The following is a 19,551-nucleotide window of genomic DNA, read 5'->3' as shown; positions in this document are numbered from 1 at the left end:
TCTTTTCGCTGAGACCCACCGTGACCGCCCGCGCTGACAGCCCACCGACAGCCCGCCGACAGCTAGCCTTCGACCACGATGAATCCCCTGCGACGCCCGGTGCTGTTCCTCGATGTCGATGGGCCACTCATTCCCTTCGGCGGCAACCCGCCCCCGGGCCGAGCGGATCCCGCACTGGGTCCACGGCTCTCGCACCTCCCCTGCGAGCTGGTCTGGGCGACCACCTGGATGCACGAGGCGAACCGATCCCTGAGCCCGGCGCTGGGATTGCCCGAACTGGCGGTGGTGGAATGGCCGGACCAGGACGATCACCGGATCGACGACTGGTTCGGATTGCATTGGAAGACAAGGACGATTGTCGAATGGGCAAATGGCCGGCCGTTCGCCTGGGTCGACGACGAGATCCGGGATGAGGATCGAGAATGGGTGGCGCAGCATTCTCGCGCTGCCCTGCTCCACCGAGTGGATCCGCGAATCGGGCTGCAGGAGAGCGACTTCCACGTGCTGGCGAAATGGCTCACGAGAGTTGCGGCCGAACCATAGCGGCTCAGGTGAAGCGAGGGGTTTTGGTGGTGAGGGCCGCTCGGCCTCGCGGGGTTATGCGGTAGCGGGATTGAGGATGGGTAGGCGCGATGAGGCCGCGGGAAGTGAGGGCGGCGATCGCGGTTCGGGTGCGGTGGGCCGTGAGGGCGGCGGCGCGCTGGATTTGAGGAGCGGTGAGGCTGTGGTCGGGGTGAAGGGCGGCGAGGACCGCCATTTCGGCTTGGGTCATGACGATCACCTCAGGGGCGCAGTCGGTGGCGGCCGACAGGATGGGTTGGCGGAGACGGGATATCGAGGTAGCCGCCGGTGGCGAGGGGAAGGCGAAGAGTGTCGCGACGGGACTCCCGGCTGAGGCGGTACGAGTCGCGAGCGGTGACGGCGATGACAGTGAGGCAGAGGGCGATGATGAGAAGCAGCGCCCATGCGTCCCAGGGCATTTCGGGCTCCCATTCACGAATGTGACGAATTCGGGTGACAACAGAGCCAGTAGACAACTGTTAGACCCAAAACGTGAGCGCCACAGTGGCGAATCGCCGATAATCAACAGGAGATCCAGTTTGGCCTATTCCAGATTGGGGCAACCCAGATAGCGAGGCTAACGAAATGGCCGGGTCGTCACTCCCCCGCAGGGCATTTGGTCGCACTCTTCGAAAGCACAGGATCCGCGCCGGAAAAGTCCAAAATGCTGCGGCGCTTTGCCTAGAGACATCGCCGCAGAGCGTAAGCCGGCTCGAAGACGGACAGAAGATCAAAATATCGACCGCTCAGATCAAAGACCTACTCGACTTCTATGGGATTCCGAATCCGAGCCAGGAGCGCGACGAGGTGCTGACGCTGTGGCAAGAGGTCCGGCAGCAGGATTTGATCGCGAAATCGCAAGGTACGACCAAGGGTTGGTGGCGGTCCTACAGCGATCAACTCGACTCTCATTTCGATCATTATCTGCATTTGGAGGCTGCCGCCAATCGCCTTACTACACATCAACTCTCATTGATTCCTGGATTGTTGCAAACAGCTGGTTATCGCCGAGTCCTGATCAAGGCCGCGCATCCCGATCTCTCGGCGGTCAATGTCGAACGGCGACTCGAGTTCGCCGCGCGCCGGCAGGCCCGGCTCGAGGAAACCGACTTCTGGCTGGATGCCCTTCTGTCCGAAGCGGTTCTGCACCATAACCCCGGCGGCCCAGCCGTAATGGCCGAGCAGCTGCAGCGGTTGGCCGATGAGAGCGAACGTGCCAATGTCTCGATCCGGGTCGTCCCGAACACGGTGCAAGCCGGCAGCGGATTGGTGTTCCAGTCGTTCACCCTGCTCGAATTCCCGCCGCTGGCAAGCCGAATGGTCGAGCCGCCCGTCGTGTACGTCGAAGGTTATGAAGGCGCGCTCTACCTCGAGGCATCCGACGTCATCGCGCGTCATCGCCGGGCGATCAACGACCTCGAGCAGGTAGCGTTGACCGAGGACGCCAGCCGTGACCTGGTGTGGCGCATCGTGAAGGAGTGCATGGCGTGAGCTTTGACCTTTCCACCGCCCAGTGGTTCAAGTCCAGCAAGTCCCCCAATGCCTCGGAGTGCGTCGAGGTCGCCTTCCTGGGTGACGCGAAGTTCGTCGGCGTGCGGGATTCCAAGGATCCGGCGGGCCCGGCGCTCGTGTTCTCCGGGGAGCAGTGGGATCGATTCCTGCGGAGCACCGTCTGGCGGTGATCGGGTGATCTCGGGGGAGGCCGAGATCACCATGGGGAATTTGCCCGGGTCGCTGAGTGTTTGCCATGGTGTATGTAGCCCCTGTCTGGGGCCCGGACGATGGAGCCGTACCCGGTGTGCGACAAGACGGCCTTTCGGAGGTTGTCATGTCGTGGCTGGTATTGGTCGTGTCCGGGATTTTCGAGGCCGTGTGGGCCACCGCGCTGGGTAAGTCGGAGGGGTTCACCAGGCTCGGGCCGAGTGTGGTGTTCGGGCTGGGGCTGCTGCTGAGCATGGGCGGGCTGGCGTATGCCATGCGCGGACTGCCCGTCGGGACCGCGTACGCGGTGTGGGTGGGGATCGGGGCGGTGTTGACCGTCGTCTACTCCATGGCCACCGGTGAAGCCGCTGTCAGTGCGGTCAAGTTGCTGTTGCTGGGCGGGATCGTGGCGTGTGTGATCGGGTTGAAGCTGGTCGGGTGACGGCTATTTCGCGGCGGGGAGGGTGACCGCGTCGGCGGGGATGGCGGGGACCGATTGGACCGTCTGGGTTTTGGCGGCGGGGTCCGGGAGCAGGAGTCGCCAATCCTCGGAGACCCACAGGACCGTTTCCGCTGTCGCGGTGATGCTGGCGTCGGAGTAAGTGGCGTAGACAGTCAGGTCGGCTCGGTCGGGGGTGTAGTTGGTGATCTTGTAGGCGGTGATGTGCGGGGCCACCGTGGCATTGGCCGGAGCGGTGATGGAGATCTGCGCTCGGGCCAGTACCCAGGAGTCCTTGGCGGGGCCGGGGATCAGGGAAAGGGCCGCCACCTGGGGCCATACACCGTCGGGGGCCAGGGACAGGCGGGTGCTGTGGTTGATGGCGGCCAGGGCCGCGCCCTGCGGGGTGCGGGTGTAGCCGGCGGCGGTGGTGCCGAGTTTGCTGGGGCCGTCGTGACCGCCCACGGGGAGTTGCACACCCTGGTAGTTCTCCCAATGGATGTCGGCGGGGGCGCGGGCCGGATCGACGGTGGTGGTCTTGGTGGCGGAGGCGTTGTTGTCACTGACGCCGCAGGCCGAGGCGGTGAGGGCGCAGGCGGTGACGAGGATGGTGAGGGCCACGGCGGCTAGAGTTTGCGCGTGGTGTGCTGGCTTGGCGCGCATGGGGATTCCTTCGGGTGGACCGCGAGGCGGTCGAGAAGTGTTTGCGGTGGCGCTTTTTCGAGTCCGGCTCCGGGGCGGGACGCGCTGATCCTATGGGTCGCGGAAGGTTGGGTTTAACAATTCGTCACTCCTGTCACGGAACCGGTTGTGGGGTCCCAGGATCCGGGTAAGATCGGGTCCGCAACATGATCATCGCAGGTGGTGGGGTTTGATGATGGATCATCGGGACGCTGTTCCGGTGGGCCACCTGTGTTCTGAGCCAGTGGTGTGGAATGCCATGGCATTCGGGGGAATCGGGTCGCGCGCCCGCAGCTGTCGGTTCGGGGAAGGGGAATTGGGGTTATGAAAGCCAAGAGATCTTCGCTGCTGCTATCGATGCTGCCCATCGCGCTCGTCGCCGGGCACGGCGTGGCGGCTGCCGCCCCCGGCCAGCCCGGACTGGCGGTGCCCGGTGACGGGCAGCCGGGGCTGAGCACCCAGCCCCAGGCGCCCAATGCCGCACCCAGCCCGGCGGATTACATTCCCGACCCCCTCCCAGCTCCGAACCGACCGCGGCCGAAGCAGCAGACCGCCCCACAGCCGCAGAACACCCCGGCACCGCAGAACACGATCATCGGGCCGAAGCAGACGCAACCGCAGATACAGCCAACGGAACCTGAGGCCACACAGCCAGATCAGCCTGCGGCGAACGCACCCGAGGTGATGCCCGCGAGTCCGCATGATCTGCGCGTCGGCACGGCAGCGGTGCAGATTCCTGACTTTGTCGACACCAGGACTCGCGACAAATTGCAGACCGACCTCGACAGTGTCGAATGGCAGATCGCCGCCGTGTACGACGGAATGGGTTTCTCGCGAGACGATTCCGATCGCATGGCCGGGTCGACGATGATCGGCGGCGGCGTAGGTGGATACGGCGGCATGATCGTCGGCGCGGCCGCAGGCTCACTCGGCTGCGCGGTGGGCGGCGCGATCGGCGCGCTCGCCGGTGCGGCGATCGCAGGAATACCTACGGCTGGAGTGGGACTCCCAGCGGGGATCGCCGTCGGCGGCATCGGTGGATGCTTGGTGGGGATCCTCCCCGCCGCAGCAATCGGAGTTGGCGTGGGCGCGCTTGGCGGCGCGGCCGTCGGCGGAATCATCGGCGCGGCATCTGTCGCGCTGGGGCCGCACACAGCGGCGCAAGAAGTGCCTGGCGGCCAACCGGTTTCATCGCCTGGGGACTCGACGAGCCAGGTGCAGCCGGTTGCCGCCAATGCCGGCCTGCCAAACGCGTCCGAGCCGGTGGCACAGGTGCCCGCGCCGGTTGCGCAGGTGGCCGCGCCGGTGGTGGAGGCTGCCGCGCCGATCGTGCAGCAGGTGGGGCAGCAGGTCGCGCCGGTGGTGGAGGCGGCGGCTCCGGTGGTGGAGCAGGCCGTCGCGGGGGTGGGGCAGCAGGTGGCGGCGGCGGTGCCGCAGACCGCGCCCATTGTGCAGCAGGTGACGGAAGCGGTGGATACGCAGGTGGATTCGTTGCGGTCGGCGGTGGCGCAGATGCCGGCGTTGACACCCGACGCGTTCCTGGCCGCCATCCAGCCCGCACCGCCCGGTGTGTGACCGAAACGACACGGACGACGTCGTGACCGCAGACAACGACTCCGCAGAATCCAGCCCCGGCGACCTATCCCCCACCCCACCCGCCGCCGAACCCGACTTCACCCGAATCGAACTCACCGCTCCCTACCCGGCCACGCCGCTGGCCGCCCCCGCGGAATCCGCCCAAGGCGACGCCGCGGTGGAATCCGCTCAGGGCGACGCCGCGGTGGAATCCGCTCAGGGCGACACCGCAGTGGAATCCGCTCAGGGCGACACCGCAGTGGAATCCGCCCAGCGCGACACCGCAGTGGAATCCGCCCAGCGCGACACCGCAGTGGAATCCGCCCAGCGCGACACCGCAGTGGACAGCGGCGAGCCTCGGTCGCGTGGCGAATCCGCCGGTGGCCGAATGGCATCCGGGCGGCTCACCAGCGACGCTAGACCGAACAGGTCCGCAACCGGCCGACTCACCGGCGACACCGCACGCGACCGCGCCGCCGACCGCACCGGCGGCGACTCCCCCACCGCCAAAACGACCGGTGCCCGACTCACCGGCGGTGCGACCCCACTCGGCACCGGGAATCGCCGCCTGGCCGACTCCACAACGGACAAGCCAGCCGACGGCAAAGCACGCGGACTGAGCCTCCCCCAGCCAACCCCGACACCGATCACTGGCAAGCAGCCAACCAGCGAGCAGGGCCGCAACGGCACCAGCGCACCGGAAGGGTTGGGCGGCATACATCGTGAGAGCGGCTCACCGAATCCGCCCGAAACGAACAAACCGGAAGGCACTGCCCCGGTCGAGCCCACCCCACCGAACTCACCGCCACCCGAGCCCACGACTCGCGCATTCGCACCAGGTTCGGCCCGCAACGACAGGCACCGCAACCGCTCCGAACACAGCAAATCCAATGCGAGACACGGCGAGCCGAACAGCGAGCAAGGCAAGCTGAGCACTGAGCAAGGAAGGCGGAGCACCGGACAGAGCATGCCGGGCACCGAACAGAGCGAGCCGGGCACCGACCAACACAGGCCGGATGCCGAGCAAAGCGAACCCGGTGCCGAACAACGCGGACCGGGTGCCGAACGACGCGGGCCGGGCGCTGAACCACGCGAGCCGGGCGCTGAACCACGCGGGCTGGGTGTTGAACCACGCGAGCCGGGCGCTGAACCACGCGGGCTGGGTGTTGAACCACGCGAGCCGGGCGCTGAACCACGCGGGCTGGGTGTTGAACCACGCGGGTCGGGTGCTGAACCACGCGGGTCGGGTGCCGATCAAAGTGGGCGGGGCATCGGACAGGGCGGGCAAGGCACTGAACAAAGCAGGCCGAGCACCGAGCGAGGCGGGGACGGCACCTGGCGAAGCGAGCAGAGTACTGGGACAAGCCAACCCGACAGCGGAACGCGCGGGGAGGGAACGAACCCGGCGAGGTTCATAGGCGGACGGGTCGAGAATCCCGACGAGTATTGGTCGGGGCCGACCACGCGACGCAGAGCCCCGAGCGCTCAATCGACCACTGCGGGAAGCCGATCGGACGCATCCGGAACACCCCCGACCGGTACGAGTGCACTCCCCAGCGCTACAGGCCAACAGCCGAGAGCCGGCGGCTCGCGCCCGTGCAGCGCAGACCCGCTACCCAGCACTGGCGACCCGCGGCCAAGTGGCACAGACCAATTGCCGAGCGGTCGCGAGTCGCGGCTAAGTGGCACAGGCTCACTGCCGAACGGTCGCGAGTCGCGGCTAAGTGGCACAGGCTCACTGCCGAACGGTCGCGAGTCAGGGCCAAACGGCACAGGCACACCACCGAGCGATGGCGAGTCCGGGCCTAGCGGTGCGGGGTCACTGCCGAGTGGTGGTGAGTCGGGGGCTAGCGGGGCGGGGGCGCTGCCCGGCGGGGTGAAGGCGGACTTGCGTGAAGGTGGGCGGGGGCGGCCGCCTATGCCGGAGCTTGTGCCTGGCGGGGGTGGGGGGACGGGTTCGGGTGTCGCGGGGGCGGCGGAGAAGGGGGCGGGGTGGGCGGCTTGGTTGGATGAGGCGGCTTGGGCTCGGGCGGAGGGTGAGTCGGGGCGGGAACGGGTGGGGAGTCCGTATGAGTTGATAGCTGAGGATCCGATGGCGGGGCTGGTGGTCGAGGCTCGGCGGCGGGCGGCGCAGACGCAGCGGCGGAGGCGGATTCAGCGGCGGGCCATGGCGATTGCTGGGGTTTCGCTGGCATTGGTGATCGTGGGGGTGGTGGGGTGGCTGGCGCTCATGCCGAAGGAGTCGAGTACGACTCGGGCGGTGCCGGTGACCAGTACCGCGAGTGCGTCCACGACGGCGGCGAATCAGCCGGGGCTGATCGCGTGGTGTCAGGAACGCGCTACGCCCGATCGGGTGAGCGGGGCCAGTGCGGGTGATCTCGGCAGCGGGCCGGGGGTCATCCTGCGGCTCGAATATGCCTGGTACGTGCAGCGGGATCCGGCGGCGGTGCGCGCGCTGCTCGCGCCCGACGCCAAGGTGGCGCCGGAACAGGCCACCCGCGACGCGATCGCGGCGACTCCGGCCGGGACCAAGCATTGCGTGAACATCACCGGTGTGGACGCCGACCACTGGAATGTCACCATCGACGAGAAGCATCCGGACGGGACGACCGCCACCTGGCAGCAGGTCTTCACCACCGCCGTTCGCGACGGCCAGGTGCGCATCATCTCCATCGTCGAGGGAAGCCGGTGAGGCATGGTCGACATCGACGACCGGCTCCGCGCCCCGCGGCCCGGCCAACCCCACACCACACTCCCCTCCGGCCCACGCCCGGCAGGCGCCGGCGCGCAACCCATAGCCAACAGCACACAGCCCTCTGACATCGCGCTGCCGATAGCCGGCAACGCGCATCCAACAACGGACAGCGCACCGCCGACCGCCGGCAACGCGCATCCATCAGCCGACAACGCGGGTCCGTCAGTCGGCAACGCGCATCCATCAGCCGGCAACGCGGGTCCGTCAGTCGGCAACGCGCATCCATCAGCCGGCAACGCGGGTCCGTCAGCCGAGAGCGCGGGTCCGTCAGCCGACAGCTCGGGTCCGTCAGTCGAGGACGTGCGTCCATCGACGGACGGCGCACGTGCCGCGCGTGGGGACGCAGGGCTGTCGGATCCGGGGCGGGGGTCGGGGAGCGGTGGTGCGGCTCGGGCGCAGTCCGGTGCGGCGCGGACCGAGTTCTGGTTTCAGGCAGGGGAACTCGGCGGTGAGGAGGAGGCGGGGAGCGGGCTCATGCAGCCGGCGCCCGCCGGGTCGCCGACGGATGCGGTGCCGTTGCGGGGTGGGCAGGGGCGGCTGGTGCGGGCGGCGCTGCCGCCGGTGCTGGTGCTGGGCGGGTCCGGGTCGTCGGGGGCGACGACCACGGCGCTCGGGCTGGCCGCGGCCGCGGGGGTCGACAGTGAGGGCGGGGTGTGGCCGGTCGTGGTGGACGGCACGCTCGGGGGCGGCGATGTGGCCGCGCGGGGATGCGATGCCGTCGCGCCGGTGAGCACGCTGCAGAAATGGCTGGGCACCGCCGATCCGGGGGTCGCGGCGACCGTGGGGGTGTGCTCGGGGCAGACGTCGACCGGGGTGCGGGTGCTGGCGCGGACGCCGGATCCGTTGCCGCGCAGGGAATCTCTCGTGTCGGTGGCGCGGCATCTCGAAAATGCCGGGCTGCTGGGGGTTTTCGATGCCGGCGCACCCGTCACCAGCCGGTTGGCCGCCCCATTGCTGGCCGATCCGCGGGTGGGGCTGGTGCTGACCGTCGCCGCCCGGCCCGACGCCATCAACCGGCTGCAGCCCGCATTGGGTTGGCTGGACGAGAATTTCGGGGAGTTCGTGGTCGGCGACGCGGTCATCGTGCTCACCGAGCAGGTGCCGGGTTCGATGGCGACCGTCGCCGACCACGTGCACACCCATCTCGGTTCGTGGGTGCGGGCCATCGTCGAGGTGCCGTTCGACCTGCATCTCGCGACCGGCGGCCCGATCACCTGGCATCGCCTCGACGCCGGTACGCGAGACGCCTACCTGGCATTGCTGGGGGCGCTGCGATGAGGGACTACCAGGTTTCCGAACTCTCGGAGGTCACCCAGACCCCGTTCGCCACAAGCCAGCTCGCGGCCGCGCCGCTTCGCACCGCGAGCCACTCCGCCGAGACGCCGAACACGCTGGGCAGCAGGCTCTATGGCTTCGCCGGCGCCGAGAACAGCCCCGCCGCACAGCGTCCCGATTCGCCGCCGCTCGCACCCGCGCTCGGCCACTCCTCGGCTCCCGCCATGGAACCGGTCCCGATGTGGCATCGGGCGGTGCCCACCCGGCTCGCGCGGCCGCCACTGCTGTGGCTGGTGGGCGTGCACGGGGGCGCGGGGGTCAGCAGTCTGGCGGCCAGTCTGAGCTGGGCGGGCGATGCCGGGCAGCGGTGGCCGGCCCGCATCGGGTTGGCCGGGGACATGGATTCGCCGCTCGTGGTGCTGGTCGGGCGCAGTCACCTGCGCGGGGTGAACGCCCTGCATCGGGCGCTGCTCGCACATCAGGGGCAGGCGACGCCGGTGGGCAGCCACGTCGTCGGGGTGCTGACCGTCGCGGATTCGGCTCGGCCGCTGCCGATTCCGGTCGCACAGCGGCGCGAGGAAATGGAAGGGCTGGCGCTGGCGCTGGGCGCGCGCACCTGGCGGCTGGGCTGGCTCGAGCAATGGCGGGCACTGGAACCCTACGAACTGGCGGCCTGGGAACCGGCCACCGAACACACACCGATGGACGACGGGGACCCGACACGCACTCCCCCGCAACCGGTTCGGCTTCTGGCCGAGCAGATCCTCACCGCGGCCCGCGCCGCCGGAGCACGGATCACCGAACGCGCGCGCAACGGCGCGCCATCAGCCAGTCCCTGACCTGAACGAGGTGCGACGTGCATCGAAAACCGCTGCCCCCACTGGGATTGCGACGCTCCGCGCCGAGATCGCGGAGTTCGACACCGAAACGGCAAGGCCCCGTATCGATTCGGCGGAGTTCGGCGCTGTTCACGGCCGCGATCTGCGTCGTCGCGACCGTCGGGGTGAGCGCGTCGGCGGTTGCGCACGCCGGGCCGCCCGACACCACCGTGCCCATCGCCACCTGCCCGTCGCTGTTCGCGCTCGGCATCCAGGGCACCGGCGAATCCTCCCCCGACGCCGCCGTCACCACCGACACCGGGATGCTGTCGGAGGTGTTCCGGCCCATGATGGCCACCGCCAGCGACGCGGGGCTGGTCGACCGGGCGTACGTGCCGTACGAGGCGTCGTTCGGCGGGGCCACCTCGGTCAGCACCGTCACCTACACCAAGTCGGTGGGCGACGGCCTCGACCGGCTGCGCTCCATGGCCAAACAGGTCGTCGACCGCTGTCCCAGTACGCAGTTGGCGATCGCGGGATACTCCCAGGGCGCGCACGTGGCCTCCCAGTTCGCGCAGGAGGTCGGGGCGGGCAAGGGGACGGTCCCGGCCGACAAGGTCGCGGCCGTCGCGCTGTTCGGCGATCCCAATCGCAATGCCAACGCGCCGCTGTTCCCCGGCAAACCCGACCAGAAGCTGCCCACCGGCGCACCCGGGACCGACGGCAAAGCTGTTGCGGGACTGTCGGATCCGCCCGCCACCAAGACCGCGTCCGGGGCGGGGATCGCGCCCGACAGCGCCACCCTCGAGAACTTCGGCAGTCTGGTCGGGCGGGTCGCCGAGTTCTGCACCGAGGGCGATCTGGCCTGCGACACCCCGGTCGGCGCGCCCCTGGTGCGGACCGTCGCCAATATCGCGGGGCAGGTGGAGCTTTCGGCCGGTGATCCGATCGGGTCGCTGAAATCGATCGCGGAGGCGCTGGCGTTCACCTCCATCAAGACCGTCACCTCGGTGGTGAACAAGGACGTGTCGGGGACCTCGCTGGCGGATCTGTCCTATCAGCCGCAGAAGTCGATCTCGCAGCGCATCGCCGACGCCTCCAATCCCAGCACCCAGGTCGATATTCCGGGCGCGTTCCAGGCGCTGCTCAAGCTCGGCACCATCGCCATCAATTCGGTGGTGGCGGTGGTGAAGGACATTCTGACGCCGACCAACATCGCCGAGATCGCCACCGCCGGGCTCGCCAATCCCATTGCGGGACTGGCGGTATTCGGCACCAAGCTGCTCGGCGCGGTGACCAACCTGGTGCCGCCGACCACCATCAGCCGGCTGGTCACCCAGTCGTTCTCGGCGGTCACGCAGAACATCACCGACAACAAGGATCTGCTCGACGTCACCACGTGGGTGCGGTACTGGGACACCGCGCAGAAGCACGATTACACGCATGCGCAGGGCGCGGGCTTCGGGGAAAGCCCCACCGACTGGGTCGGGCAGTGGTTCGCGGCGGTCGCCCACGACCTGTCCGGGGCCGCCGCACCGGGTGGCGTGCCGCGCGGCGGCAGTGACAAGCCGAGTGTGGGAATGGATTTCGCGGGCACCTCGACCGCGCCCACCAGCGTTCCCGCCAACGGGCAGTTCCCGCTCGGCGGCGGGGCGTCCGCGGCCCCGAGCAGCGGGGCGCCCACGCTGACCTTCACCCCGGACACCAGCGCACCCCCGACCGGTGCGCCGCCGACCAGCGGGGCGCCGATCATCGACCTCGGACCGCAGGCGACGCCATGAGCACCACCGAATCGCATTCCACGGCAAAGGAACCGGTCAGCTCCGGGGACGGTCCGGACGCGTATACGGGACGCTGGTCGGACTGGATCACCGGCGCGCCCGCACCCGCGGCGCACAGCACCGAATACGACGACTACGACAGCGAATACGACGAATTCGAGGACGACTACGAGCCGCGGTCGGCGTATCAGAGCGCTCGGACCGCGTACCCGGGGGCACGGGCGGGGCAGAGCGCGGCCCGGCACGCGCTGCCCGACGAACGAGCGAGTTGGAGCGAGTACGGGCGGCGGCCGCTGAAACGGCCGGTCCGCGAGCGCGTCGGCGGGAGCTCCGTCACCGAACGCGGAAGGCAGTGGGCTGTACCGATATTGGGGGTGCTCGCGGTATTGGCGGTGACGGCGGCGATCGCGGTGCAGATCGCCAAGGTCAGCGGTGACAGCGCGCCCGCGAAACCGGGCGTCGCCACGCCGCAGGCCGCACCGCACACCTCGGCGCCGCCGCCCGCGACGACCGAGCCGGCCGCCGCCGGATTGCCCGCCGGGCTCTGCCCCAACGAGGTGAAGGACGGAACCGTACGCGGCAATGGGCCGGGTAGCACCAAGTCCGGGACGGATGTCATTCTCGCGCTGCAGAATCGGTACTACGTCGACCGGTCCGGTACGGCGGTGCGCGCGATGTTCGCGCCCGACGCCACCGCGCCCAGTGTCGAACAGATTCAGGCCGGGATCGACAGCATCCCGGCCGGGACCACCTACTGCGTGCAGATCATGCCCGGCCCGTTCGACGGCCAGCACGTCATGGTCGTCAGCGAACAGCATCCGGACGCGAGCAAACGCACCTGGTCCCCCCAACTCGTCATCACCACCCAAGTCGGCGACGCCACCCTCATCTCCGCCATAGTCCCCGTGAACGAAGACACCCCCAAGTAGGTGGTCCAGGCACTGAGAATGCACAGACGCAGACATCGGCCGAGAGGACCCCTGCACCACAGCATTCTCACCGTGCCAGGGCGCTTGCTGTTGGATTGCGAATGCTGCGGGGGCTGGGGTAGGTGGGGTGGGGGAACTGAGGGTTTGCCATGCGTTTTGGAAATGTGGGGTGGGTGGGCTATCGTTCTTTCTCGCAGCCGGAGGGGTGGAGAGCTCCGATGGGTGTGAATGCGGATGTAGCGCAGCTGGTAGCGCATCACCTTGCCAAGGTGAGGGTCGCGAGTTCGAATCTCGTCATCCGCTCAACGATCTTCTCGAATACAGCGAGTTCCGTGGTGACTGCGGTGGGGATGGCGAAAGCTGTTCGTACGCAGTAGATCTCACAAACATTCCCGGGCATGTCGGGGTCGATTCGCGGTACCTTTTCTAGGTGACCATGTTGCTCAGCGCCTTCCACGACACTGTGCTCTCCCAACACGCCGTGCTCGCCCAGCTCGGCAACCCCACACCGGAGACACCGCCGGTCGCCGACAAGCTGCTCAAGCTCGTCCGGTACTTCACCTGGTTCGTGTTGCTGTCCGGCGTACTGGGCATCACCTACGCGGGCGGCCGGTTCGCCTGGGAGAAGTGGTCCGGCGGCGGGCTCGCCTCCCCGAAGATGGTCGCCGGCGCCATGATCGGCGGCATCATCGCCACCAGCGCGGGCACCATCATGAACGCCGTCATCACCTAACCCCGCCCTCCCCCAGCCGCTCTCCCGGAACCGGCGCTGTCAGAACAGATTTCGCAGCGGGCTGCCCCCAGCAGCCCGGTGCCCACCCCGCACCCCACCTCCGCACGCCCGCCCCATCTCGCCTCCGCGCACCCGGACCATCCCTCACGGCCGGACCACCCCGCACGCCCAGGCCATTCCGCACGCCCAGGCCAACCCCGTTGCCATCAGCACAGGCCCCACCGCCCCCGCCTTTGGCCGCTCCGTCGCCGCTGGTCCAGCTTCCTCAGTCGTCACACCCATCGCCGTGCCCCCCAGGCCCACCGCGTCGCCACGCATTCAGCGAGTTCATCGACGCGCGTCCCGGTCCAATCCCATTGCGGCTGTTCCAGGTCCACCACGCCGCCTGCACGTGGCGACCTTGCCGCGACTGGTCTACGCCCCTCCGCGGGTCGCTGCACGTTCAGAGCCGCACGATCGGCGGACGGCCGAGTTGCTTAGGCGTGCGTCCATGGCCAGTTGGTCGCGGGGGCTCCGGGCCGGGCCGACGGGCCACTCGGGGGCGATATGCGGCGGTTGGTTTGGGTCTGAGCGGGCGCTGTGGGGTGGGGTGGGTGTGGGCGGGGGGGAATTGTCGGTGGGCGCGGATAGGCTCGGCGGACTGGATGGCTCGGATGGGTAGGGGTTGGGTTGACTACTGCGGATGTGGGGGTTGGGCGGGGGGCCGGGGATGATGCCTCGGCGGGGGTGGATTTTGGGCTGGAAGAGGTCAATGAGGTGTTGGCGGGGATGGTGGGGGAGGTTGCGGCGGAGCGGCCTCGGGATGCGGAGTTGATGATGTGCCGGCTCGGGCTGGATGGGGAGGAGCCGGAGACGTTGATGTTGATGGGTGCGCGGTTCGGGGTGTCGCGGGATCGGGCGCGGCAGTTGTATACCCGGGCGGTGGGGGCGATGGTGCGGCAGGCGCTGGCCACGGGGGTGCCGGATCTGGGGGTGTTCGGGCGGCGGTATCCGGTGGGGTGGGGGGACGAGCGGCTGGTGCGGGCACTGCTCGCGGAAACGTATGCGACGGATGGGGATATCGCGGCGCAGGATTGGGCGTATCTGAAGTTGCGGCTGGCAGGGCACGATCTGCAGGACTCGAAACGGTTGGCGGGGTTCGTGTTTCAGCGGATCGCGGGGTGGCAGCAGAAGGGGCGGTGGCATCTGCTGCCCGCGCCGCAGCCGGAGGACGCGCCCGAGGACATGTGGAATACGTGGCTGCGGCGCATCGAATGGGGTGCGGGGACGCCCGCCGCGCTGCCCACGCTGCCGGCCGGTCGGCTGGATTACGACGATGACGGGCGCGGGCGCATGTACTCCGAAAAGCTCGGCCGCGAAGTCACTTTCGATACCGCGCTGCAGGCGCGGCTGCTGCGGCAGCTCGACGCCAGCCCCCGGGTGGCGACCTTCGCAGAGCTGCCCGCCGCCGTCACCTACGAGCTCGACGGCGGTGAGCGCGTCCACTACCCCACCGCCGCAGCCACATTCACCGACGGCCGCACCGTACTCGTCGACGTGCTGCCCCTGGCGCACACCGCCCTGTACCCGCAGCGGGCCCGGGCCGCGGCCGCGCGGGGGTACGCTCACGCGCGCGGGTGGGGCTGGCTCACCTGGACCGGCAGCCGCGACGGCGTCGCCGACCTCATGAAGCGTCCCGTCGACGCGCGCCGGGAAAATCCCCTGGCCAACCTGCTGGCCAAGGGACCCGTCACCTGGCCCACCCTCCACGAGCACGCCACGCGCACCGGCCTCGACCTCCTCGACCTGGCCGCCCTGGTGCTGCGCCACGGCTGGCGGTGGGAGCGCGCCCCCTTCCGCCTATCAGCGACCCCCTGAAACAGCCCGCCCGTCCCCGGGAGCCGAGCAGCGGCGCTGGATACAGCGGCAGCGCGGGCTTGGGTGGGGCGGTTTAGGTTGTGGGGGAACCGAACCAGCGGAGGAGGGCTGCGGAGAGGGCGGGTTGGGTGGAGCCCAGCCAGGCGATGTGGCCGTCGGGGCGGAGGAGGAGGGCGGGGGTGTCCAGGTCTTCGGAGACGTCGATGATGTGATCGACGCGGTCGGTCCAGCCGGTCAGCGACAGGGTGCCGGTCTGGTCCAGGAGCAGGCCGCGGCCTTCGTGCATCAGGTCGTAGAGGCGGCCGTTCTTCAGTGGGATGTCGCGCTGGCGGCGGCCCAGGGAGGCGGGGCCGGGGCCGAAGTCGTAGCGGGTGCTGATGGCGATGACTTTCTCGGTGAGGTAGCGCTTCACCTCCGGGAAGTCCATGAGCTCGGTGAGCAGGCGGCGGATCGACTGCGGGCCCGGGTCGGGCAGCGACAGTTCGGTTTGGGCGCGGGTGTTGTTGAGGACGTCCTCGGCCCAGGGGCGGCGTTCGGCCTCGTAGGTGTCGAGGAGATCGGCGGGAGCCCAGCCGGCGACCGCGGCCGCCAGCTTCCAGCCGAGATTGAACGCGTCCTGGACACCGAGGTTCAGGCCCTGGCCGCCGACCGGCGGGTGGATGTGGGCGGCGTCGCCGGCCAGGAAGACGCGGCCGCGGCGGTAGTGGTCGGCCAGCCGGGTGGCGTCGCCGAAACGCGACAGCCAATGCGGTGAATGCATGCCGAAATCGGTGCCCGCGATGGCACGGACCTGGCGGGACAGCTCGTCCATGGTCGGCGGGACGCGGGGATCGTCGGACAAGCCCGCGGCGGGGGCGCCGACGCGATAACGGTTGCCGCCCAAGGGAACCGCGCCGAAACGGCGGTGCGTCTTGTGCAGCTCCATGACCGCCGCGATCACCTCCTCGCGCGGGGTGGTCAATTCCACCTCGCCCAGCAGGGTTTCGATGCGGCTGGGCTCGCCCGGGAATCCGATGCCGAGGGATTTGCGGACCGTGGAGCGGCCGCCGTCACAGCCGACCAGGTAGCGGGCGCGCAGGGCGGTGCCGTCGGCGAGGTCGACGGTGACGGCGTGCTCGTCCTGGCTGAGGCCGACCAGTTCGGTGGCGCGGCGGATTTCGACGCCCAGCTCGACCGCGTGCTCGGCCAGCAGGCGGTCGGTGATGGGCTGTTGCAGGCCCAGGACGAAAGGGAAGCTGGTGTCGAGGTCGATCGGGGTGTCGGTGTAGATGCCGGCGAAGAAGCCGTTCGTCGGGTGCTGGGTGCCGGCCTCGAGGAAGCGGTCGGCGATGCCGCGTTGGTCGAGGATCTCGACCGTGCGGGCGTGCATGCCCATGGCCTTCACGACCTTGGTCGGTTCGGGGTCGCGGTCGATGACGAGGACGTGCACGCCGTGCAGGCGCAGCTCGGCGGCGAGCATCAGGCCGGTCGGACCGGCACCGGAAACGATTACGTCGAACATGAACCCACCCATCGTCGAAGTTGCCTCGGGTCGGTGATGCGGGAACGGTATTTCCGCAGGTACCGACCTTCGGCCGACGATTCTGCAGCAGGGGTGGGGGCTTGCCGCAAGGGGCCCACTGCGATATACGTTGAAGGGGAGGGACAACTCTCGTGACTCTCAGGGGCTTCGCCCCCGAACCCCCAACAACTCTCAGGGCTTCGCCCCGAACCCCAACAACTCTCAGGGATTCGCCCCGAACCCCAACAACTCTCAGGGATTCGCCCCGAACCCCGACGACTCTTAGGGCTTCGCCCCGAACCCCGACGACTCTTAGGGCTTCGCCCCGAACCCCGACGACTCTTAGGGCTTCGCCCCGAACCTCATTGCGTTCAGGGGGGCTTCGCGCCGAGCCCCTGAACAGTCCTCAGGGGTTCGCCCCCGAAACTCCCAGCTCTGGAGGGCTAGCCCGCGAACCCTGTTCGTGTCCGGAACTCCGCGGTGGTTATTTCAGGACCAGGCCGGCGACTATGAAGGTGACGATCAGTAGGACTGCGAACCAGGTGATCAGTTGCCAGTGGAGGATTGCGGAGCGTTGGCTGGCTACGGTCAGGCGGAGGGTGGCGTCGACGCGGGTGTGGTCGGCTATTTTGCGGCGGGTTTGGGCGAGGTCGTCGGCTTGTTGCTGGGCGGCGATCTCGGCGCGTTCGAGGCGGTGGTTGAGGCGCAGGAGTTGTTTGGTCTTGTCGCGAGTGGCCTTGCGGGCCAAGGCCAGAGCGGTGCGCTGGTTCATGAGTTCTTGGCGTTGCCGTGCGATGACGGCCGCCTGTGTCCGAGTGTGACGTTCCCAGTCGGTCACCGTCGCCCATCCTCCCTGGTGCTCGTCGCGGTAGCCGAAGGCGATCTCCTCGGCTACCCAGCCCGTCATGAATTCTCGCAGGTCCCAAGCGGTATGGCGGGACGCGACCACGCCACCGGGGCCGGAGACGAGCAGGCCGCCGACAATGCGGTACTCGCAGCCGTCGGCCGCGAAGTCGTCGAGGCCGAGCGCCGGCAGCTGCGCGGTCCAGAAACCGGGCGGGCAAATCCATAGCACTTCGCTACAACCGCTGGTCCGCAGCTCGGCGGTGCGCAGGCGGGCGCTCGCCAACTCGGGTGGCACGCTGGACACCTCGATGGCGCAGGTCCGATCGCCCTTGCGCCACAGCACGTACACGGTGTGCGCGCCGACCGTCGCGTCCACACGCGCGTCGTCCGCGCCGGCGGCCAGCAGCCGCCCGCGTAACCAGAATTCCAGCCGTCGCACATCCCAGCGGCAATCCGGGCAGTCGGCTTCCCGGCACCGCTCCCCCGCCGCGTGCCCGCGCGAATCCGCGCCCTGGCGACTGGACGTCGAACGGTCACGAACGGACGAATCCCCCACGGCCTGAGTTGGATTCGCCTGCGGATCCGGATCGGCAAGGGCCACCGACCGCTCGCGCGGAACATCCACTCGCCTCGTACTCACACGATCACCCCAGCCACCACACTCACCGCACGGGCCGCCTCCGTCGTCTCGGAAACCACCAGCCCGGGCCGTCACTTCCAGAGTGCCGCAGTGTGACCGTCCCCTGGCAGGAAAGCGACCACATTCGTTACGCAACCGCGAGCGGCATGTGATCTCCCGGGGCGCGAATTGTCACCGATACCCGGGATGCCGGACCGCGTTGCCGCCGCTACTCTTTCGCCATGCTCCCCCCGCAGTCCCAGAACCCGCAGCTCGGTGCGCTCGCCCCGGCACTGCGCGCGGCGCGCGCCGCCAACTCGGTGGCCTTCGCGCTGCAGGGGTTCTTCCTGGCCGTGATCCTCACCGAACTACCGCAGCAGAAGGACAGATTCGGCCTCACCGACGGCATGATCGTGGCCCTGGTCGCGATCATCTCGCTGCTGGCGGGCGCGGGCAGCGTGACCGCCGAGCGGCTGGCGCTGCGCTGGTCGAGCCGCACGGCGCTGCGCATCGGGCTCGGGCTCATCGCGGTGTCGGGGGTGGCGATCGCGGCCGCGCCCGACAAGATCGCGCTGTTCATCGCGTTGGGCGTGTACGGCGTGGCGGTCGGCATCGTGGACGCCGGAACCAATATGCAGGCGGTATTCATTCAACACGGCTATGGCCGTTTCGTGCTGTCGTCGTTCTACGCGGCGTGGAGCGCCGGCTCGATCGTGGGCGCGCTGTTCGTGTCCGCGCTCGAGGCGCTGCACGTGCCGGTGTGGGCGGCGGTGCTCGTCGCCGCGGCGGTGGTGCTGGCCGGCTGCCTGGGCGCGGGACCGCGGCTGCTGGGCACCGACGAGGCGGAAGCCGGTCCGGCCGAAGGGGAACCGGCCAGTTCGGTGCCGACCAAGGTGTTCCTGCTGTTCGGCGTGGTGATCGCGCTGGCCTTCGCCATCGACCTCGCGGTCGGCAACTGGTCGGCGCTGTATCTGAAGGACGAGCTGCTGTCGTCGTCGGCGACCGCGGCGCTGGCGCTGGCCGCGTATCAGGGCGCGTCGCTGCTGGGCCGGCTCACCGGCGACCTGTGGGTGCGGCGGTTCGGGCCGCGCGCGGTGGTGCGGGTGGCGGCCGCGGTCGGATCGATCGGGCTGGTGATCGTGGTCGCCGCGCCGGGACCGGTGGCGGCGATCCTCGGATTCCTGATCGCCGGAATCGGATTGCCGGTGATCGCGCCGCTGTGCTTCAGCGAGGCCGGGCAACTCACCAGCGGCCGCGACCTCGACGCGCTCATCGCGCGGCTCAACCTGTTCAACTACGCGGGCACCCTGGTCGGCGGCGCGGTGGTCGGCGGGATCGCCGATGCCGCGAATCTGCGTGCCGGATTCGCGATTCCGCTTGCCTTCGCGCTCGCGCTGATCGGGTTCGCGCGCATCTTCCACACCCGCACCGCCACCCCCTCGCCGAGCACCCCCGCGGCCGAACCTGCTTAGCTGGCAGG

18 protein-coding genes, 1 tRNA gene and 1 riboswitch are annotated in these 19,551 nt (G+C 69.1%); of the genes, 14 read left to right on the top strand and 5 right to left on the bottom strand.

What is annotated here, in order from left to right:
* Positions 1-78 precede the first annotated feature (78 nt).
* On the top strand, positions 79-543 hold the full coding sequence (locus D7D52_RS23200) for an HAD domain-containing protein (protein WP_120739584.1): 465 nt from the start codon (positions 79-81) through the stop codon (positions 541-543).
* 4 nt (positions 544-547) lie between these two features.
* On the opposite strand, the gene D7D52_RS23195 is transcribed toward D7D52_RS23200, so the two are convergent.
* Positions 548-772 (bottom strand): MarR family transcriptional regulator, encoded by a 225-nt coding sequence (locus tag D7D52_RS23195; protein WP_162958492.1) that lies wholly within the window; start codon positions 770-772, stop codon positions 548-550.
* A gap of 374 nt (positions 773-1,146) precedes the next feature.
* On the opposite strand from D7D52_RS23195, the gene D7D52_RS23185 reads away from it, so the two are divergent.
* The 3 genes from D7D52_RS23185 (at position 1,147) to D7D52_RS23175 (ending at position 2,704) form a co-directional block, all read left to right on the top strand.
* On the top strand, positions 1,147-2,052 hold the full coding sequence (locus D7D52_RS23185) for a helix-turn-helix domain-containing protein (RefSeq protein ID WP_120739578.1): 906 nt from the start codon (positions 1,147-1,149) through the stop codon (positions 2,050-2,052).
* A complete protein-coding gene (locus tag D7D52_RS23180) occupies positions 2,049-2,243 on the top strand; it encodes a DUF397 domain-containing protein (RefSeq protein WP_120739576.1) in 195 nt (64 codons plus the stop codon). Before D7D52_RS23185 ends, D7D52_RS23180 begins: the two co-directional genes overlap by 4 nt.
* Positions 2,244-2,315: 72 nt before the next feature.
* Positions 2,316-2,379: riboswitch (guanidine-III (ykkC-III) riboswitch) on the top strand.
* Between the two features lie 10 nt (positions 2,380-2,389).
* Complete coding sequence (locus D7D52_RS23175; RefSeq protein ID WP_120739573.1) at positions 2,390-2,704, top strand: DMT family transporter; 315 nt, start codon at positions 2,390-2,392, stop codon at positions 2,702-2,704.
* A gap of 3 nt (positions 2,705-2,707) precedes the next feature.
* Here D7D52_RS23175 and D7D52_RS37950 read toward each other — a convergent pair whose 3' ends face one another.
* The gene (locus tag D7D52_RS37950) at positions 2,708-3,364 is read right to left on the bottom strand and encodes a DUF8175 domain-containg protein (RefSeq protein WP_162958491.1); all 657 of its coding nucleotides are present in this window, start codon (positions 3,362-3,364) and stop codon (positions 2,708-2,710) included.
* 375 nt (positions 3,365-3,739) lie between these two features.
* Here D7D52_RS37950 and D7D52_RS37945 point away from each other — a divergent pair, with 375 nt between their 5' ends.
* A complete protein-coding gene (locus D7D52_RS37945; RefSeq protein ID WP_162958490.1) occupies positions 3,740-4,957 on the top strand; it encodes a hypothetical protein in 1,218 nt (405 codons plus the stop codon).
* A gap of 799 nt (positions 4,958-5,756) precedes the next feature.
* On the opposite strand, the gene D7D52_RS23155 is transcribed toward D7D52_RS37945, so the two are convergent.
* Positions 5,757-6,257 carry a hypothetical protein gene (locus tag D7D52_RS23155; protein ID WP_120739569.1) on the bottom strand — a complete coding sequence of 167 codons (501 nt, stop codon included), beginning with the start codon at positions 6,255-6,257 and terminating at the stop codon, positions 5,757-5,759.
* 792 nt (positions 6,258-7,049) lie between these two features.
* Here D7D52_RS23155 and D7D52_RS37940 point away from each other — a divergent pair.
* The 8 genes from D7D52_RS37940 to D7D52_RS23115 all read left to right on the top strand — a co-directional run bounded on the left by D7D52_RS37940 (position 7,050) and on the right by D7D52_RS23115 (position 15,105).
* A complete protein-coding gene (locus D7D52_RS37940) occupies positions 7,050-7,649 on the top strand; it encodes a DUF8176 domain-containing protein (RefSeq protein ID WP_162958489.1) in 600 nt (199 codons plus the stop codon).
* Between the two features lie 537 nt (positions 7,650-8,186).
* A complete protein-coding gene (locus D7D52_RS23145; RefSeq protein WP_120739565.1) occupies positions 8,187-8,990 on the top strand; it encodes a MinD/ParA family ATP-binding protein in 804 nt (267 codons plus the stop codon).
* A complete protein-coding gene (locus D7D52_RS23140; RefSeq protein WP_120739563.1) occupies positions 8,987-9,826 on the top strand; it encodes a hypothetical protein in 840 nt (279 codons plus the stop codon). The genes D7D52_RS23145 and D7D52_RS23140 overlap by 4 nt, the downstream gene beginning before the upstream one ends.
* Positions 9,827-9,990: 164 nt before the next feature.
* Entirely contained in the window at positions 9,991-11,586 is a 1,596-nt protein-coding gene (locus D7D52_RS23135) for a cutinase family protein (RefSeq protein ID WP_246023242.1), read from the top strand.
* On the top strand, positions 11,583-12,515 hold the full coding sequence (locus D7D52_RS23130; protein WP_120739561.1) for a DUF8176 domain-containing protein: 933 nt from the start codon (positions 11,583-11,585) through the stop codon (positions 12,513-12,515). Before D7D52_RS23135 ends, D7D52_RS23130 begins: the two co-directional genes overlap by 4 nt.
* A gap of 230 nt (positions 12,516-12,745) precedes the next feature.
* Positions 12,746-12,818, top strand: a tRNA-Gly gene (locus D7D52_RS23125).
* Between the two features lie 133 nt (positions 12,819-12,951).
* On the top strand, positions 12,952-13,248 hold the full coding sequence (locus D7D52_RS23120) for a hypothetical protein (RefSeq protein ID WP_120744390.1): 297 nt from the start codon (positions 12,952-12,954) through the stop codon (positions 13,246-13,248).
* Between the two features lie 768 nt (positions 13,249-14,016).
* The gene (locus D7D52_RS23115) at positions 14,017-15,105 is read left to right on the top strand and encodes a hypothetical protein (protein WP_246023241.1); all 1,089 of its coding nucleotides are present in this window, start codon (positions 14,017-14,019) and stop codon (positions 15,103-15,105) included.
* Positions 15,106-15,178: 73 nt separating this feature from the next.
* On the opposite strand, the gene rox is transcribed toward D7D52_RS23115, so the two are convergent.
* A complete protein-coding gene (rox, locus tag D7D52_RS23110; protein ID WP_120744389.1) occupies positions 15,179-16,606 on the bottom strand; it encodes a rifampin monooxygenase in 1,428 nt (475 codons plus the stop codon).
* A 484-nt stretch (positions 16,607-17,090) separates the two neighbouring features.
* Positions 17,091-18,092 carry a hypothetical protein gene (locus D7D52_RS23105; RefSeq protein WP_246023240.1) on the bottom strand — a complete coding sequence of 334 codons (1,002 nt, stop codon included), beginning with the start codon at positions 18,090-18,092 and terminating at the stop codon, positions 17,091-17,093.
* Between the two features lie 221 nt (positions 18,093-18,313).
* Here D7D52_RS23105 and D7D52_RS23100 point away from each other — a divergent pair, with 221 nt between their 5' ends.
* The gene (locus D7D52_RS23100) at positions 18,314-19,543 is read left to right on the top strand and encodes an MFS transporter (RefSeq protein WP_120739555.1); all 1,230 of its coding nucleotides are present in this window, start codon (positions 18,314-18,316) and stop codon (positions 19,541-19,543) included.
* Positions 19,544-19,551: the final 8 nt, after the last annotated feature.

This window comes from Nocardia yunnanensis (genome assembly GCF_003626895.1).
GTDB lineage: Bacteria > Actinomycetota > Actinomycetes > Mycobacteriales > Mycobacteriaceae > Nocardia > Nocardia yunnanensis.
The sequence above is the reverse complement of the archived record's forward strand: the minus strand, read 5'-3'. Positions and strand labels throughout refer to the sequence as shown.